The organism is Gilliamella sp. Pra-s60 (assembly GCF_009795755.1).
GTDB lineage: Bacteria > Pseudomonadota > Gammaproteobacteria > Enterobacterales > Orbaceae > Gilliamella.
This window is the reverse complement of the sequence record NZ_WTFA01000003.1, coordinates 180,096-197,435: the sequence shown is the minus strand read 5'-3', so window position 1 is coordinate 197,435 and position 17,340 is coordinate 180,096. Positions and strand designations below refer to the sequence as shown.

The 17,340-nt window shown below is 34.4% G+C and carries 17 protein-coding genes, 1 tRNA gene and 1 other RNA gene; 4 read left to right on the top strand and 15 right to left on the bottom strand.

Annotation, left to right across the window (positions count from 1 at the left end):
• Positions 1-178 precede the first annotated feature (178 nt).
• From rpsO to proQ, 9 genes are all read right to left on the bottom strand, one after another.
• Positions 179-448 carry a 30S ribosomal protein S15 gene (gene rpsO, locus GQ596_RS03960; RefSeq protein ID WP_085164450.1) on the bottom strand — a complete coding sequence of 90 codons (270 nt, stop codon included), beginning with the start codon at positions 446-448 and terminating at the stop codon, positions 179-181.
• A gap of 149 nt (positions 449-597) precedes the next feature.
• Positions 598-1,521 carry a LysR family transcriptional regulator gene (locus tag GQ596_RS03955; protein ID WP_160400387.1) on the bottom strand — a complete coding sequence of 308 codons (924 nt, stop codon included), beginning with the start codon at positions 1,519-1,521 and terminating at the stop codon, positions 598-600.
• Between the two features lie 247 nt (positions 1,522-1,768).
• Positions 1,769-2,521 (bottom strand): TSUP family transporter, encoded by a 753-nt coding sequence (locus GQ596_RS03950; protein ID WP_160400386.1) that lies wholly within the window; start codon positions 2,519-2,521, stop codon positions 1,769-1,771.
• Positions 2,518-3,591 (bottom strand): chorismate synthase, encoded by a 1,074-nt coding sequence (gene aroC / locus GQ596_RS03945; RefSeq protein ID WP_160400385.1) that lies wholly within the window; start codon positions 3,589-3,591, stop codon positions 2,518-2,520. The genes GQ596_RS03950 and aroC overlap by 4 nt, the downstream gene beginning before the upstream one ends.
• A 30-nt stretch (positions 3,592-3,621) precedes the next feature.
• Positions 3,622-4,515 (bottom strand): 50S ribosomal protein L3 N(5)-glutamine methyltransferase, encoded by an 894-nt coding sequence (gene prmB / locus GQ596_RS03940; protein WP_160400384.1) that lies wholly within the window; start codon positions 4,513-4,515, stop codon positions 3,622-3,624.
• 141 nt (positions 4,516-4,656) lie between these two features.
• A tRNA-Ser gene (locus GQ596_RS03935) sits at positions 4,657-4,744 on the bottom strand.
• Between the two features lie 71 nt (positions 4,745-4,815).
• On the bottom strand, positions 4,816-4,905 hold the full coding sequence (locus tag GQ596_RS03930; RefSeq protein ID WP_160400383.1) for a YnhF family membrane protein: 90 nt from the start codon (positions 4,903-4,905) through the stop codon (positions 4,816-4,818).
• A 24-nt stretch (positions 4,906-4,929) separates the two neighbouring features.
• Positions 4,930-7,008 carry a carboxy terminal-processing peptidase gene (prc, locus tag GQ596_RS03925; RefSeq protein WP_160400382.1) on the bottom strand — a complete coding sequence of 693 codons (2,079 nt, stop codon included), beginning with the start codon at positions 7,006-7,008 and terminating at the stop codon, positions 4,930-4,932.
• Positions 7,009-7,017: 9 nt separating this feature from the next.
• Positions 7,018-7,542, bottom strand: a complete 525-nt coding sequence (proQ, locus tag GQ596_RS03920; protein ID WP_160400381.1) for an RNA chaperone ProQ — start codon at positions 7,540-7,542, stop codon at positions 7,018-7,020.
• A gap of 406 nt (positions 7,543-7,948) precedes the next feature.
• Between proQ and bamE the strand changes: the two genes are divergently transcribed.
• Both bamE and rnpB read left to right on the top strand, forming a co-directional pair.
• Complete coding sequence (gene bamE / locus GQ596_RS03915; protein WP_160400380.1) at positions 7,949-8,311, top strand: outer membrane protein assembly factor BamE; 363 nt, start codon at positions 7,949-7,951, stop codon at positions 8,309-8,311.
• A gap of 134 nt (positions 8,312-8,445) precedes the next feature.
• Positions 8,446-8,833, top strand: an RNA gene (rnpB, locus tag GQ596_RS03910) — RNase P RNA component class A.
• A 1-nt stretch (position 8,834) separates the two neighbouring features.
• Here the strand turns inward: rnpB and GQ596_RS03905 are convergent.
• From GQ596_RS03905 to GQ596_RS03880, 6 genes are all read right to left on the bottom strand, one after another.
• Positions 8,835-9,530, bottom strand: a complete 696-nt coding sequence (locus GQ596_RS03905) for a DedA family protein (RefSeq protein WP_160400379.1) — start codon at positions 9,528-9,530, stop codon at positions 8,835-8,837.
• 32 nt (positions 9,531-9,562) lie between these two features.
• Positions 9,563-11,020, bottom strand: a complete 1,458-nt coding sequence (tldD, locus tag GQ596_RS03900; protein WP_160400378.1) for a metalloprotease TldD — start codon at positions 11,018-11,020, stop codon at positions 9,563-9,565.
• A gap of 52 nt (positions 11,021-11,072) precedes the next feature.
• Positions 11,073-12,548, bottom strand: a complete 1,476-nt coding sequence (rng, locus tag GQ596_RS03895; RefSeq protein ID WP_160400377.1) for a ribonuclease G — start codon at positions 12,546-12,548, stop codon at positions 11,073-11,075.
• 10 nt (positions 12,549-12,558) lie between these two features.
• Complete coding sequence (gene mreD, locus GQ596_RS03890; protein WP_160400376.1) at positions 12,559-13,044, bottom strand: rod shape-determining protein MreD; 486 nt, start codon at positions 13,042-13,044, stop codon at positions 12,559-12,561.
• Positions 13,031-13,909, bottom strand: coding sequence for a rod shape-determining protein MreC (mreC, locus tag GQ596_RS03885; protein WP_160400375.1), 879 nt, complete (start codon positions 13,907-13,909; stop codon positions 13,031-13,033). The genes mreD and mreC overlap by 14 nt, the downstream gene beginning before the upstream one ends.
• A gap of 101 nt (positions 13,910-14,010) precedes the next feature.
• On the bottom strand, positions 14,011-15,057 hold the full coding sequence (locus GQ596_RS03880) for a rod shape-determining protein (protein WP_160400374.1): 1,047 nt from the start codon (positions 15,055-15,057) through the stop codon (positions 14,011-14,013).
• A 374-nt stretch (positions 15,058-15,431) separates the two neighbouring features.
• Between GQ596_RS03880 and accB the strand changes: the two genes are divergently transcribed.
• Both accB and accC read left to right on the top strand, forming a co-directional pair.
• Positions 15,432-15,896: an acetyl-CoA carboxylase biotin carboxyl carrier protein gene (gene accB / locus GQ596_RS03875; protein WP_160400373.1), complete on the top strand. Its 465-nt coding sequence runs from the start codon at positions 15,432-15,434 to the stop codon at positions 15,894-15,896.
• A 32-nt stretch (positions 15,897-15,928) separates the two neighbouring features.
• Positions 15,929-17,275, top strand: coding sequence for an acetyl-CoA carboxylase biotin carboxylase subunit (gene accC, locus GQ596_RS03870; RefSeq protein ID WP_160400372.1), 1,347 nt, complete (start codon positions 15,929-15,931; stop codon positions 17,273-17,275).
• Positions 17,276-17,340 lie beyond the last annotated feature (65 nt).

Below are 17,340 nucleotides of genomic sequence, written 5' to 3'. Positions count from 1 at the left end.
ACGACTAATGACAAATCTATAAATTATAGAGCTCTCATTAGTCGCGCGAAACATGAGATATAATCTTTACTTTGTTGGCTTACATAAAATAATAATTTTTAACGCTCAATATTATATCAGAGCACCGATTTTTCACAACGAAAAAGAGGCCTAAGCCTCTTTTCAAGTAGATTGTCAATTAGCGACGTAAACCTAGTTTTTTAATCAATTGGTTATAACGTTCAATATCTTTACGACGTAAATAATCTAATAATTTACGACGGCTAGACACCATACGTAATAGACCACGACGGCTGTGATGATCTTTTTTATGCTCAGAAAAATGACCTTGTAAATCATTAATACGTGCAGTTAAAAGAGCAACTTGAACCTCTGTTGAACCAGTGTCATTAGTGCCACGACCATATTCGGCAACGATTTTCGCTTTAGTTTCTACAGTTAGAGACATAATAAACCTCTTAAAATAAATATAAAAAATGGAATGACCGATCTCTAATTCAGACATTCCTCGGTATCCATATAGTGAATATATGAGTTACGTAATTATACTGAAATTTATAAAAATAGCAATTTGATTTATTTAGTTAGCAGCAGTATTTACTTAAGCTCGAAACCATACTCTTCTTGAATTAGTTTTTTTAGCGCCTCAATATAATTGTGAGCTGATAAGCTTAGTTGAGCCTTTTGTGATGTGATCCAGCCAATTAGGATTTTTTCTTCTACATCTAGCGGTATTGATAAAATATCAGATCCGTTTAAGTCAGCACTTAAAACCCCTGTGCTAATGGTATAACCATTAAGTCCATGCAATAGGTTAAATAAAGTTGCTCTATCACTGACGTGTATACTCTTTCTATGATAAACCGTACTTAAAATTTCTTCGGAAAAATAAAATGAGTTATATTCACCCTGTTCAAAAGAGAGATAAGGATAATCTTCTAAATCATCTAAAGTTAATAACTTCATCGAAGCTAATGGATGATGTGTACTAATAAATACATGAGGATCCGCTTCAAAAAGAGGATTAAAGGTTAGTCGATGTTCTTTCAATAACCGTAAGATCACCTTCTGATTAAAGTCATTCAAATATAAAATACCAACTTCACTACGTAAATTCGCAACATCAATGATAATATCATGTGTTTTTGTTTCTCTGAGCGTAAACTCATACTCATCAGTTTGATTTTTTTTGATTAAATTTACAAAAGCATTAACCGCAAAAGCGTAATGTTGAGTAGATATACTGCATAACTGTTTAGAAGGTTCTTTTTTGGAGTAATGTTGTTCCAATAGCTCAGCCTGATCTAAAACTTGTTTGGCATAACCTAAAAACTCAACACCATCAGTCGAAAGTGAGACCCCTTTAGAACTACGCACAAAAATCTCAATACCAAATTCTGTTTCTAAATCTTTCACCGCCGTTGATAAACTAGGTTGAGTAATATATAAATTCTTAGCTGCTTCATTAATTGAACCAGAGCGTGCAATTTCTAAAATATAGCGTAATTGTTGAAGTTTCATAATATTGGTTGATGTGTTAACACAAACTACCTTACATAACACAAATATATACTAAATAATATTTAAGTGAAGTAAATACTTGTTTCTATTTTATACTCAAGCATATGCTTTCTTAAAAACTTTTTGAAAAATTTTTTTGATGCAAATGAATTATGAAAGGTAAAAGTGAGAAAAAGTAGAATTGATAATAAAATTACCTTAGATATTCTAGATAGCGCAAAACATGAACTATTTAGCTTATAAGTAATTAAAAAAAGTTTTCGTAAATTAATTTTATACTCATAAGAGTCGAAACTGTAATTAACATTGGTCGGATTAATTTACGACCTTTGGCTATAACCATTTTTGCTCCAAGTCTTGCCCCCATAAATTGACCAACTAACATAACCAATCCAATTGACCATATCACTTCCCCACCCATAATGAAAAATAGTAAACCAGCTAAATTTGAGGTGAAGTTTAACACTTTGGTATGCGCAGTCGCTTTAGTTAAATTAAAGCCAGCTAACATAATATAAGCTAACGCATAAAATGAACCTGCACCAGGGCCAAAAAAGCCATCATAAAAACCAACACCAAAAGCAGGAATTAGTGCAAATTGAATAAGTGAAAGACGGCTTTTACGGTCGTTTTCGCCGATTGTGGGAGAAAGCAAAAAATATAATCCCACACTGATAGTTAAAATCGGTAATAATAATTTTAAAAACTCAGTTTGGATATGCATCACGGACAATGTGCCAATTGCAGAGCCAACAAAAGCAAAAACAATTGCCCATTTTTGTTGTTTCAAATTCACCATCTGTTGACGAATAAAATATAAACTAGCAGAAAACGAACCACCACAACTTTGTAATTTATTGGTTGCTAACGCGCTAGCTGGAGGTAGACCAACAGCAAGTAATGCAGGTACAGTCAACAAACCACCTCCACCAGCAATAGAGTCAATAAAGCCGGCTAAAGACGCAATTAGAAAAAGTAATATAAGCAGATCATAACTCATAGTTTATTTACATCACTACATTGAGCTCGATAACGAAGGTATTGATCCATCAGTACAATAGCAACCATTGCCTCTGCAATAGGTACTGCTCGAATACCAACACATGGGTCATGTCGTCCATGTGTAGATACTTCAACGCTTTCACCCAAAACGTTAATCGATTGACCTGGGATTTCTATGCTTGGTGTTGGCTTTAAAGCAATACTGGCTAATATGGTTTGTCCTGAACTAATACCACCTAAAATACCGCCGGCATGATTAGATAAAAAACCCTTAGGCGTTATTTCATCACGATTTTCACTACCACGTTTATTTACAACACCAAAACCATCACCAATTTCAACGCCTTTTACGGCATTAATGCTCATTAATGCATGCGCAAGTTCAGCATCAAGTTTATCAAATACGGGGTCGCCAAGTCCTACAGGAATATTTTCAGCAATAATACAAACTTTTGCTCCAATTGAGTCACCCTCTTTTTTTAGTGTACGAAGCAACTGTTCAAGTTCATCTAGTTTGCTCTCATCAGCACAGAAAAATGGATTGCGTTCAACCTGTTGCCAGTCTTTCAACTCACACTTTACATCCCCCATCTGAGCTAAATAACCACGAATAGTAATGCCTAGCTTTTCTTGTAAATATTTTTTAGCAATAGCACCTGCAGCTACCCGCATAGCTGTTTCACGAGCAGAAGATCGACCACCACCGCGATAATCTCGTATGCCATATTTATTTTGATAAGTATAATCAGCATGGCTTGGTCTAAAGATATCTTTAATTTTACTATAATCTTGAGAACGCTGATCAGTATTTTCAATAAGTAAACCAATGCTCGTTCCCGTTGTAACACCTTCAAATACGCCAGATAAAATTTTAACTTGATCTGCTTCTCGGCGTTGAGTGGTATAACGAGATGAACCAGGCCGACGGCGATCTAGATCGTATTGCATATCTGATTCTGTTAACCCAAGCCCTGGTGGAACCCCATCGACTACACACCCTAATGCTATACCGTGCGATTCACCAAATGTAGTTACTTTGAATAATTTTCCGATTGAGTTTCCAGCCATAATAAATTTATTCCAATTATTAAAAACAGCTTAATTAAAACAGTAATGATATTGAATCAGTTCTTCACGTGTGATAGAAAATACGCCCAATCCACCACGTTCAAATTCTATCCAATTAAAAGGAACATCAGGATATTGTTGTTGTAAGCTAACCCAACTATTACCGACTTCACAAACTAATATACCTGCTGGTGTTAAATAATCTATCGCATCTCGTAAAATTTTTTTTACAAGATCTAAACCATCAAAGCCCGCCTCTAATGCTAATTTAGGTTCATATAAAAACTCATCTGGTAAATCACTCATATCTTCACTATCAACATAAGGTGGATTAGAGACAATAAGATCATATTGTTTTTCAGGTACATCATCAAATAAATTTGACAATATAGGAGTAACCTGAAAATCCATTTCGTGCATCTCAATATTTGTTTGGGCTATATCTAATGCTTCTAGTGAAATATCAGTTATGTCAACTTGAGCATCAGCAAACTCATAAGCACAAGCAATACCTATACAACCACTACCAGTACATAGATCTAAAATATTTTTAGGCTCTGTTAATATTATCTGCTCAAAATGGTTATCAATTAGCTCACCGATAGGCGAACGGGGAATTAATACACGCTCATCAACATAAAAAGCATGTCCACAAAACCAAGCTTGATTAGTTAAATAAGGTGTTGGTACACGATCATTAACCCGTTTCTGTATAATATCAACAAGTTGATTTTTTTCATCATTAGTTAAATTTGCAGAGTAAAATTCTTCAGGAATAAACAACGATAATCCTAACGTAGCTAAAATTAATTGTTTAGCTTCATCAATAGGATTATCTGTACCATGGCCTAAAAAGACATTTGATAGACTAAGTTGCGATGCAGTCCAGCGTATAAAGTCTTGAACTGTGCGTAAGTTTTCCATAATGGCTCCAAACGATTAAGGAGAGGGAGGTATTGTTGATCATTGATAATGACTCTAAAAATTGTAAACTATTAAAGTAATCTAGTTAGTTAGTCTTATAGTGATATAAACTTGATAGCTCTATCTTTCAACAACCAAATATGGCGGTGAGGAAGGGATTCGAACCCTTGATACGTTGCCGTATACACACTTTCCAGGCGTGCTCCTTCAACCACTCGGACACCTCACCTAATTATTAGAGCCTGCTTTGTTAAGCAGGCTGCATACTATAATAATCACAAGGTAATTAATCAAGCTTTTTTAATGCATACAAACAATAATACCAAATATGGCTAAAATAGCTAGTATACCAACGGTTGTGAGCAATGCATATTTTAAATTCGAACACATGTTATTATCTCCAATTATTTATTATTAATTAGCTTTTTGGATTGGCGAATCGAACGAAATAATTTTGCTAATAGGTTTATTGCTTTCAATTTTCGGGTAACTAGGAGCAAAATCTAGGAGTATCTCAATTGATTCATCTAAGTAAGCATCAGGTTGTTTGTAATCTTTAGGTAAATCATCCAATTTAGTAATTGATGGTAAACCAGCTTTCTTTAAACGTTCATTCATTCTTATTAAATCACGTTCGTCATTAGTTTTCTGTTCTAATTCTCGTTTTTTCTTATTAAGAGAAATAATATATTGACGCCCTTTTTTATCATTAAACCTTTTAATATCTTCATCAATATAGATAAATTCAGAATTTTTTGAAATTCTAGCCAAATGTTGTGATTCTAAATCAGGAAGTAATGGCTTAATGTTAGCAAGAGTTAAATAGTCAGCTGAAGGAATCTTGTCCCAAGGCAATGCATTGTCTAAGAATCGTTCACCTGTCTCATCAACATATTTCACTTTATTCATTTCAATGTCGGGTTCAACTCCTTTTAATTGTGTACTACCGCCGTTGATACGATAAAATTTCTGTATAGTGTACTGAGCACCACCTAGTTCAGGCCAATTTGGGTGTAATCTTGCATCAACTGGATAAGAAATATTACGAGATGTTTGTACAGTTCCTTTACCATAAGTCGTCTCACCAACAATTAGTGCACGACCATAATCTTGCATAGCAGCAGAAAATATTTCTGATGCTGAAGCGCTGTAACGATTAATCATAACAACGAGAGGTCCAGTATATTCAATACCTTTATTTCGGTCGTTATATGTAATAACCTTTTGTAAATTATCACGAACCTGAACAACAGGTCCACTATCAATAAATAAACCAGTTAAAGCAATAACCTCGGCTAAGGAACCACCACCATTATCTCGTAAATCAATAACTAAACCTTGCAAATTTTCTTTATTTGCTTTCTGTAAAAGAGTTTCAACTTTTTCGGTTAGTCCCATATAGAAGCTTGGTATTTCAACAACGCCTACTCTACCACGTTGATTATCAAAAATTTTTAATTTCGCTTCACGATCTTCAAAATGAATTTTATCACGAGTAAGTTCAATTACTTTCGCCTTACTATCATTACCCGCAGGCAAAATTTCTAATTTCACAACAGTGCCTTTAGGACCACGTATTTTATCGACAATATCATCTAAACGCCAACCAATAACATCTTCAATTGCCGACTCTTTTTGTCCTACACCAATAATTTTGTCTCCGATGCTAAGTAGCTTACTTTTTTCGGCCGGTCCTCCCGTTACAAAAGACATAATTGTAGTATAATCATCTTGCTGACTTAATGTCGCACCAATCCCTTCAAATGATAAACTCATTTCAGAATCAAAATCTCGTTTTTTGCGCGGTGCTAAATAACTAGTGTGAGGATCAATCTCTCTTGCGAATGCATTCATAAATACTTGAAAAGCATCTTCATTGTTTGATTGTATTATCGTTTTTAGAACACGATTGTAACGTTTAGTTAATACTTCACGGATCTGTTTTTCATCTTTTCCTGATAATGATAAACTTAGCTCATCATATTTAACTCGTTTATCCCAATAGGCATTGAGTTCCGTTTCAGAAGTCGGCCATGCAATTTCTTCACGATTGAAATCAACTTCATCATTCGTAGAAAAATCCATAGGTCGCTGTAAAACGTCAAGAGCATATTGATAACGATTATAACGTTTTAGTAAAAAACGATTATAGATGTCATAAGCCGTATTTAAATTACCATTAACTAATTCCTGACCTAATGACTCTTGTCGATCTCGAAAACTATCAACATCACTTTGAATAAATATGGATTTATTTCCATCTAATAATTTGAAATAACGATCAAAAATTTGAGCAGAAAAAGCACCATCTAGAGCAAAATTACGATAATGTGATTGAGTAAAAAAATTAGTCACACGTTTGGCTACAACTTGGTGGATTTCATCTTGCTTCAAAACGGGAATTTGTTCTTTAGTATTCGATTTTGCCTGAATATTTTGACTAATAATACCCAAAATAAGACCAAGTGTAATACCTTTCAGTAATTTATTCATTCAAATTCTCTACTTATTGATAATATGTTCAGGTTTAACCGTTAACTCCATCCCCACACCAACCTTTACTTTAATATGCTCTTTTTCAATATTAATGATTTGCACTTTTATAGGTTTATTACCTACAATAACTTTAACAAAATCACCAATTTTTAGAGTAGTAATTTTACGGCTTTCTTTTGCACGTTCTTTAAACCGTATTTTAGCCTTTTCTTTACTCTCTTTTAATTGTTGTTGAGCATGCTCCATTTGTTCTTGATTGATAATTTCATGAGGATTGCCATCTAAATCAACACGACTATACCCTTCTTTTATACTATGTAAATAGCGCCAACTCATTGTGTATGCACGCAATGCAGCACGAAGTTTAGTTTTACTAAGTACTTCACTATTATCCAGACGAGAGATGACATCTTGAAAAATTCCAATTTTTAATGGTTTAGCCTCACCTTCAACGGTAAAGCAATTCGGGTATTGTTGAGCTAAATAAGCAATAATTTCTTTACTATTTGTTAATTTAAACTGAGCTTCCATTGACTATCCCATAGCAACTAAATTTACTAAAATTAAAGTATATCGTAGCTTATATAATAACACTAATTATCTTTTTTTTGTTTATTAAAAACAGTATAAAATTTTGAATGATATTATAAAAATATCTTATCTTCGCATCTTAGGTTAAATAATTTGATAATTTTATATAATAATACAAAAACATAGCATAGATTCTTATAACTAAGAAAAATTAAAAAATGAAATAGAAGTAAAATTTAATAGCTAATATAAATTATACAATATTGTAAAATAAAAAATTAAGGAATAACATTGATGTAATAATTTTTCCAGTTCCTTTTTCGCCGCCATCATATTAAACGTTATCAAACATATGTTATTATCAATTCTCATTTCAATAACCTATAATGCAACAGGCAATCATATAATGAAAAATATAAAAAATTTTCTTATTTTAATATGTTTTATAACCACATTATCGGCGTGCACACAAAAAAATTTTATTGAAAAAGGCACGCCTCTTAGTAACGAAAAAGTAAGTAAAATTGTTGAAGGGTCATCAACAGAATCCCAAATTTTATCTATATTTGGCGAACCTACAAATAAAACAGTTATTAATAGTAACGAAACTCAATGGACATATCAGTATACAAAAAAAAGTTCAACCAGTCATATGTTAATTGGTGAAACACAATATAATATTTTTGAAGGAAAACTCGATATTATCATATCTAAAGGCGTAGTAACCTGGTTTAATTATGACGAAAATCAAAAGCAAAAAAAATGGTGATTAAATTAAAGCCCTTTTTATAGTACATCTTAATGATGTACTATCCATTTACTATTTCATTTTTATTCACTTCTATTTCTTAGTAAACACATAATTATAGACAAAATTGCACTTTAGGTTATATACTTATCGACGAAATTAACCAGACAATCGCTGCTTTATTGCTGTGCTTTATTAAAAGTGACAAATAAGGGGGAGGAAAGTCCGGGCTCCATAGGGCAGAGTGCCAGGTAACGCCTGGGGAGTTTTGGTGAGAACTAAAATTCACGACTAGTGCAACAGAGAGTAAACCGCCGATGGCTTATTTATAAGATCAGGTAAGGGTGAAAGGGTGTGGTAAGAGCACACCGCACAATTGGTAACAGTTGTGGCATGGTAAACTCCACTCGGAGCAAGGTCAAATAGGGATTCATTGGCGTGGCCCGCGTTGAATCCGGGTAGACTGCTTGAGCTGATGCGTGAGTATTAGCCTAGAGGAATGATTGTCCACGACAGAACCCGGCTTATCGGTTAATTTCACTTTCTACTTCTTTTTATTATTTGATGTAGATTTAGATTGTTTTTTATTGCTTAATGAACGTTTAACAGCAAGGAAAACTGAAAATATCAATCCTAACACCAATAAAAAGACAGGTATTAACATTAGTAGAGACATAATTTGCTTTTCATATTCTTTAAAAATTGGTGATAATCCAAACAAATAACCTAATGTTACAATCAAAAAAATCCATAATGTTGCGCTGATCAAATTATAGATATGGAATTTTCGACTATGTAATCCAGATAATCCCGCCATCATTGGTAATAACGTACGTACGAAAGCAATGAATCGCCCAATAAATAGCGCTTGTAATCCGTACTTATGGAATAATACTTCAGATTTATGATGATATTTTTCAGGTATATGCGCCATCCAACCTTGAACAAGCTTAGTATTACCAAGCCACAACCCTTGAGCATAACCTAGCCAAGTACCTAAAGCTGCACCAGCGATTAAAATAAAATTGATTAAACCAAAATGAAAAACATTTTGGCTAATTAATACCCCTGTTAAAAATAACAGACTGTCTCCAGGTAAAAAAGCTGCTGGTAAAACCCCATTTTCTAAAAGAATAATAGTAAACAACATGCCATATAATACCCATAAGACATTAGGATTTGAAAGAGTTGCAATATCCATGCTAACAAAAGCATGATAAAGTGTAATTATTGTTTCCATCTAGTTTAAATATCCCATTAATGTTATTGTTATTAGTGGTTAATGGTACCACCAACAGTTAAACTATCTACCTTTAAAGTAGGTTGCCCAACTCCAACAGGCACACTCTGTCCTGCTTTACCACACACACCTACACCAGGGTCTAATACTAGATCATTACCTACCATAGATATTTGCTGCATCGTTTCAATGCCAGAACCGATTAACGTCGCACCTTTAATTGGTGTTGTTATTTTACCTTTTTTAATCAAGTAAGCCTCTGAAGTTGAAAACACAAACTTACCGGAAGTGATATCTACTTGTCCTCCTGAAAAATTAGGAGCATAAAGACCATAATCAACACTACTAATAATATCATCAAAGGAAGAGCTTCCCGCCAACATATAGGTATTAGTCATTCTAGGCATAGGTAAGCAAGCATATCCTTCGCGGCGACCATTACCCGTTGAATACGTATTCATCAATTTTGCATTGAGTTTATCAAACATATAGCTTTTTAAAATACCATTTTCAATAAGCACTGTTTTTTGGCTTGGTGTACCTTCGTCATCAATAGATAGTGATCCTCGACGATTTTTAATTGTGCCATCATCAACAATAGTACAAACTTCTGAAGTGACTTTTTCACCAACTTTACCTGAAAAAACTGAACTATTTTTACGGTTAAAATCGCCTTCTAAGCCATGTCCTACAGCTTCATGTAACAATACACCAGGCCAACCAGAACCTAAAACAACGGGCATTGTTCCTGCTGGTGCGTCTTTAGCTGAAAGAGAAATAAGTGCTTGTCGCACGGCTTCTCGTACGTAACTATCAGCATAACTCTCTGATGTTTTCGGGTTGATTGTTGAGAAATATTCATACCCAAATCGGCCACCACCACCATTACTGCCACGTTCACGTTTACCATCTTTTTCAACTAAAACTGAAATGGATAGACGAACCAAAGGACGAATATCAGCACATAAAGTACCGTCCGTTGCTACTATTAAAATATCTTCATAACTTCCCGTTAAACTAGCTGAAACTTCAACAACTCTAGGATCGATGGATCGAGCTAATTGATCAACTTGCCACAATAAAGCAATTTTTTGTTCTTGAGAAAACAAATTGATCGGATTTATTGATGGGTATATTGGTGCCATTTGAACTGATTTAAATGAAGTTACTTTGATAGGGATTTGTGTTTTTGTTATTGAATTTGCTGCTAATATACTTTGCTCTAACCTCACTAATGAAAGTTGATCAGTATAAGCAAACCCCGTTTTTTCACCGACAACAGCTCTAACCCCAACACCTTGGTCTCGGTGAAATGAGGCATTTTTTATAATACCATCTTCGAGTAACCAATTTTCATAATAACCAGATAAAAAATACAAATCACCAAAATCAATTTTCCTTGAACTCAACATATCAAGAAAATGTAAAAGATCTTGTTGGCTTAGATTGTTTGAATTGAGTAGTCGTTCACTCACTTGAGCTAGTATCATAAATTCCTTAAATTCTAATTGTAGATAAAAGATATTTTATAAAATATTGTTTCTACATTAATACAACATCGTATTGTTCTTGAATATAGAGTGGTTCAACTTTTACTTCAACACGTTTACCCACAAACACCTCAACTTCAGCTAAGGCATGAGACTCATCATTAGTTAAAGCATTAGCCACAGAAGCAGATGCATAAACCAAAAAATACTCCGAGTGGTGAGCCTTATAAACACGAACTATCTCACGTAAAATTTCATTACAAACAGTTTCGACTGATTTAACCATACCACGACCTTTACATGCTGGACATTCCTCACATAGAATATGTCCTATGCTTTCACGTGTTCGTTTACGTGTCATTTCAACTAAACCTAAAGTCGAAAATAAATTAACAGTAGTTCTCGCCCTATCTTTAGATAAGGAATCTTGGAGTGATTTTAATACTCTCTCACGATGCAGATCCTCTTGCATATCAATAAAGTCGATAATAATAATACCACCTAAATTGCGTAATCGTAACTGACGAGCAATAGCAATGGTCGCTTCAATATTGGTATTAAAAATTGTTTCTTCTAAATTTCGATGTCCCACAAATGCACCAGTATTGATATCAATTGTTGTCATTGCCTCAGTTTGATCAATAATTAAATATCCGCCTGACTTTAATTTAACTTTACGATCTAGCGCTCTTTGAATCTCATTTTCAGTATCATAAAGATCAAAAATCGGTATACTACCACGATAATGTGATAATTTACTGGTCACTTCTGGCATAAATTCTTGAGTAAAATCGACCAATAAATCATAGGTTAATTTTGAATCAACTAAGATCCTCTCTATGGGATCGCCAACAAAATCTCGTAATACACGTTGTGATAATGCCAATTCACCATAAACTAGATTTTTACTTACTGGGCGAGCCATACGCTCTTGAATTTTAGCCCAAAGGCGTTTTAAAAAATTGGCATCCTGTTCTAACTCATGTGCATTAGCACCTTCTGCTGCAGTTCTGACAATAAAACCACCTTCAGGAGTTACATATTGCTCAACAATACCTTTTAATCTTTCTCGCTCTTGTTCACTTTCTATTCGTTGCGAAGTTGCTACATGCGCAGAATTTGGCCCAGGCATTAACACTAAATAACGCGATGGCAAAGTAATATCAGTTGTAAGCCTAGCGCCTTTGGTTCCAAGAGGATCTTTAACCACTTGCACCATTAAATCCTGTCCTTGGCGAACTAGTTCAGAGATATCTTTGACTTGAAATTGTTCTTGTTCCGTATCAGATACACACTCCGTATGTGGCATAATATCTGAAGCATGCAAAAAAGCAGCTTTATCAAGACCAATATCTACAAATGCAGCCTGCATTCCAGGTAAAATACGGATTACTTTACCCTTATAGATATTTCCAACAATACCACGTTTAGATTCGCGATCAACATGAATTTCTTGCAACACACCGTCTTCAATATAAGCAACACGAGTTTCTGATGGCGTTATATTCATTAATAATTCAACAGACATAAAATTCCCTTTAATTAATAGAAAAATTTCTTCTTATTAATCGCAAAAATAGATAGACAAAAATCCATAGCAACCCATCGACAAAGCTTGATAATAAAATCAATGGTGATATTGTTATAGTATGATAAATACTAACTTGAAATAAAAATACTAACAAACTATAGCATATTGAAATACCAAAAATAATAAACGACTGTTGCCATAGTGCCAAATTGCGTATCAACTGAAACCGAAAAACAAGCAAATAAGCAATAAATGAATAAATAAAGGCATGAATACCAAGGATTGAACCAGAGCAAAGATCCACAATAATTCCAAACACAAAAGCTGTGCCAATCCCAACTCGGTGGGGAAGAGCAATAAACCAATAAGCGAAAAAGAGCATCAGCAAATGAGGTTTAAACATATTGTATGGTGATGACCAAGGGATAATTTGTAAACATAAACCAATTAATAGTGTTATCCAAATAATTAGTATTTTATTACGAGCTCTCATTTTTCACTCCTTGATTTCCCCACAATAACAATAAATAACGTAAACGTTTCAAATCTGCTGTCGGGGTAGCTGAAATAATAGGAGTTGAATCGTTAATATCAAGCTTTACTGAACTTACTATTGCTACTGGATATCCTTCAGGAAAACGCCCATCAAGTCCTGAAGTAACTAAAACATCACCTACTTTTATATCAACGTTATTAGGCAAAAACTCCAATGTCAAATCATTACCACATCCATTACCCACTGCAATCATACCAATATCATTTCTAAGAACTTGTACCGGAATTGCATGTTGATAATCACACACTAAAATTGCACGACTCGTTGATTGTGCTGTTTCATAGATTTGTCCTATTATACCTTTTTCATCAACTACAGGTTGGCCAACATAAACGCCATCTTGTGTACCTTTATTTACAACAAATTGGTAAACATAGGGATCAGTATCTACCAGCAACACCTGTGCAGCCATTTTATGTTCATCAGGTTTTAATGGGGAACCCAGTAATTGGCGAAGCCTAGTGTTTTCGTGTTTTAAATGCTCCAGTAATAATAAATCATTTTTTTGTTGTAATAATTCTGTATGCAATTTTGCATTTTCATTAATTAAAGTTTCTCGTGTCTTTGACATCTCATAAAGAGAATCAAGCGAAGACTTTGGCGCATTCGAAATATAATAAATAGGCGAAATGATAGTATCTAAATAATAACGAATTTCTCTAAATGGACGATAATTGATATCTAATGTAATCAGCATCAAAGCTAACGCCAAAAAAGTAAATAGTTGTACACTGAGAGGCGAACGTTTAGAAAAAAGTAATTTCATTGTCCAGTACTTACCTGTTTTATGCTCAAGATCCAATTATTTCAAGATATGACTCCACCGACTATGTCGGCAGAAAATATGAAATATTTTTACTAATCGTTTCATGCATATAAAACTAATTTATAATGAAGTAGCAATTACTCTTCACTAAATAAATCACCACCATGCATATCAACCATATCTAGAGCTTTACCACCACCTCTTGCAACACATGTTAGTGGATCCTCGGCAACAACAACATGAATACCTGTTTCTGCTGACAATAACTTATCAATATTACGTAATAAAGCTCCCCCCCCAGTTAAAACCATGCCATGCTCTGAGATATCAGAAGCAAGTTCAGGAGGACATTGTTCTAATGCAACTTTAACTGCACTCACAATACCACTTAAAGGTTCTTGTAACGCCTCTAAGATTTCGTTAGAGTTTAAAGTGAAGCTACGGGGAACGCCTTCGGCAAGATTACGACCACGAACTTCAATTTCAAGTACTTCATCACCCGGATAAGCACTACCAATAAAATGTTTTATTTTTTCGGCAGTTGCCTCACCGATTAATGCACCATAATTGCGACGAACATAATTAATAATAGCCTCATCAAATCTGTCACCACCAATACGTGCTGATGCAGAATAAACAACACCATTTAATGAAATAACAGCAACTTCAGTCGTTCCACCACCGATGTCAACTACCATTGAACCTGTTGGTGCAGACACAGGTAAATCTGCACCGATAGCTGCTGCCATTGGTTCTTCAATTAAATACACCTCACGAGCCCCTGCGCCTAATGCAGACTCACGAATTGCACGACGTTCCACTTGTGTAGCGCCAACAGGGACACAAACAAGTACTCGTGGACTTGGTCTTAAAAAGCTATGACTATGAACTTGGCGGATAAAGTACTGTAACATTTTTTCAGTGACTGAAAAATCAGCAATAACACCATCTTTCATTGGTCTAATAGCTGCAATATTACCAGGCGTTCTCCCTAACATTTGTTTCGCAGCATGCCCAACAGCAGCAACACTTTTAGGTGTTCCTGTACGATGATCTTGGCGAATCGCTACAACTGAAGGTTCGTTTAATACAATACCTTGTCCTTTTACATAAATAAGTGTATTTGCTGTACCTAAATCGATCGATAAATCATTTGAAAACAAGCCGCGAACTTTTTTGAACATAATAAAAACTCTTCCTAGAATTAATCTTGCTTAAGTATATTTTAGTTTTTAAAAACAAACCATGGAATCAAAAAATATATATTTTCAACTTTATTAGTGGAATTAAATGAGACACTATTTAATCCTTTTAAACCATGGCCAACCTTAATAGTAATTTAGGTTTACTATTGTATCGCAATTATAAAATAATACCTAGAAAATAGTATAACAAGTGTTTGTAAATGAGATATATAATGACAAAATCAGTTTTACAGTGTATGCTTTCTTGTTAATGTTGAGTTACTGCCTTAATTATCTCGTTAAAAGATTGCTTTCAAGATATTAAGGATGCATTAAATAATTGTTACTTATATCAAATAAACACGGTGTAATTCATGGATATACGCAAAATTAAAAAATTAATTGAACTAGTTGAAGAATCAGGTATTTCAGAAATTGAAATTTCTGAAGGTGAAGAATCAGTTCGAATTAGTCGCTCTGTACCTACAACAAACTATTCAGCACCAATACAAAATATTCAAATCCCTCAATCTTCTCCGATCGTTATGGCATCAAGCGCACAAACTGAAGAAGCTGTCACAAATTCAGATAATCTTGTTTCTACAGGCATAACCATAAAATCACCTATGGTGGGAACGTTTTACCGCACACCAAGCCCTGAATCGAAAGCTTTTGTCGAGGTAGGACAAACTGTAAATATTGGTGATGTGCTTTGTATTGTTGAAGCTATGAAAATGATGAACCAAATTGAATCAGAAAAAGCCGGTACAATTAAAGCTATTTTAGTTGAAAATGGCCAACCAGTTGAATTTGATCAGCCACTATTCATTATTGAATAATATAAACTTATTTATAAATTAAGAGATTGGATATGCTTGATAAAATTCTTATTGCTAATCGTGGAGAAATTGCTCTGCGTATCTTGAGAGCATGCAAAGAACTTGGAATTAAAACTGTCGCAGTTCATTCTTCGGCAGATAAAGATTTAAAACATGTACTTCTTGCAGATGAAACTGTTTGCATTGGTCCAGCAGCTTCCTCTAAAAGTTACCTCAATATTCCTGCATTAATTTCTGCTGCTGAAGTAACAGGAACAGCAGCAATTCATCCTGGATACGGATTTTTATCTGAAAATGCAGACTTTGCCGAACAAGTTGAACGTTCTGGCTTTATTTTTGTTGGCCCAAAACCGGATACGATTCGTCTAATGGGAGATAAAGTATCTGCAATTCATGCCATGAAAAAAGCTGGGGTTCCTTGTGTACCTGGTTCTGATGGTCCTTTAAGTAATGATATCGAAACCAATAAACAAATAGCAAAACAGATTGGGTATCCTGTTATCATCAAAGCTTCAGGAGGAGGTGGTGGTCGTGGTATGCGAATTGTTCGTGAAGAAAAAGATCTTGAACAATCAATCAAAATGACCAAGCTAGAAGCAAAAACAGCTTTTAGTAACGATATGGTTTACATGGAAAAATTCCTTGAAAACCCTCGTCATATTGAAATTCAGGTTCTCTCTGATGGACAAGGTAATGCCGTTTACTTAGGCGAACGGGATTGTTCAATGCAAAGACGTCATCAAAAAGTTGTTGAAGAAGCGCCGGCTGTCGGTATTACTCCCAAAATGCGTAAATTTATTGGCGAACGTTGCGTTAATGCATGTATTGAGATTGGCTACCGTGGTGCAGGAACATTTGAATTCTTATTTGAAAATGGTGAATTTTATTTCATTGAGATGAATACTCGTATTCAAGTAGAACATCCGGTTACCGAAATGATAACCGGCGTCGATCTAATAAAAGAACAAATTTTAATTGCTGCAGGAAAACCTCTCTCGATCAAACAAAGTGATATTGAAATCAAAGGTCATGCTATTGAATGTAGAATTAATGCCGAAGATCCAAAAAACTTTATGCCATCACCAGGGAAAATTACGCGTTTCCACGCTCCAGGTGGTCTTGGAATTCGTTGGGAATCACATATTTATGCTGGTTACACTGTTCCTCCTTACTATGATTCAATGATTGGTAAATTGATTTCTTATGGTGAAACCCGTAAAGTTGCCATTGCTCGTATGAGAAATGCATTAGCTGAACTAGTTATTGACGGTATCAAAACCAATATTGATCTCCATATTGAAATTATGAATGATGAAGGTTTCCAAAAAGGTGGCACGAATATTCATTATTTAGAAAAAAAACTAGGCATTTATGAGTAACAAAGTAATCCCTATTTATTAGGGATTATTGTTATATTTAATTATAAATAAGGTATAAGTGGAAA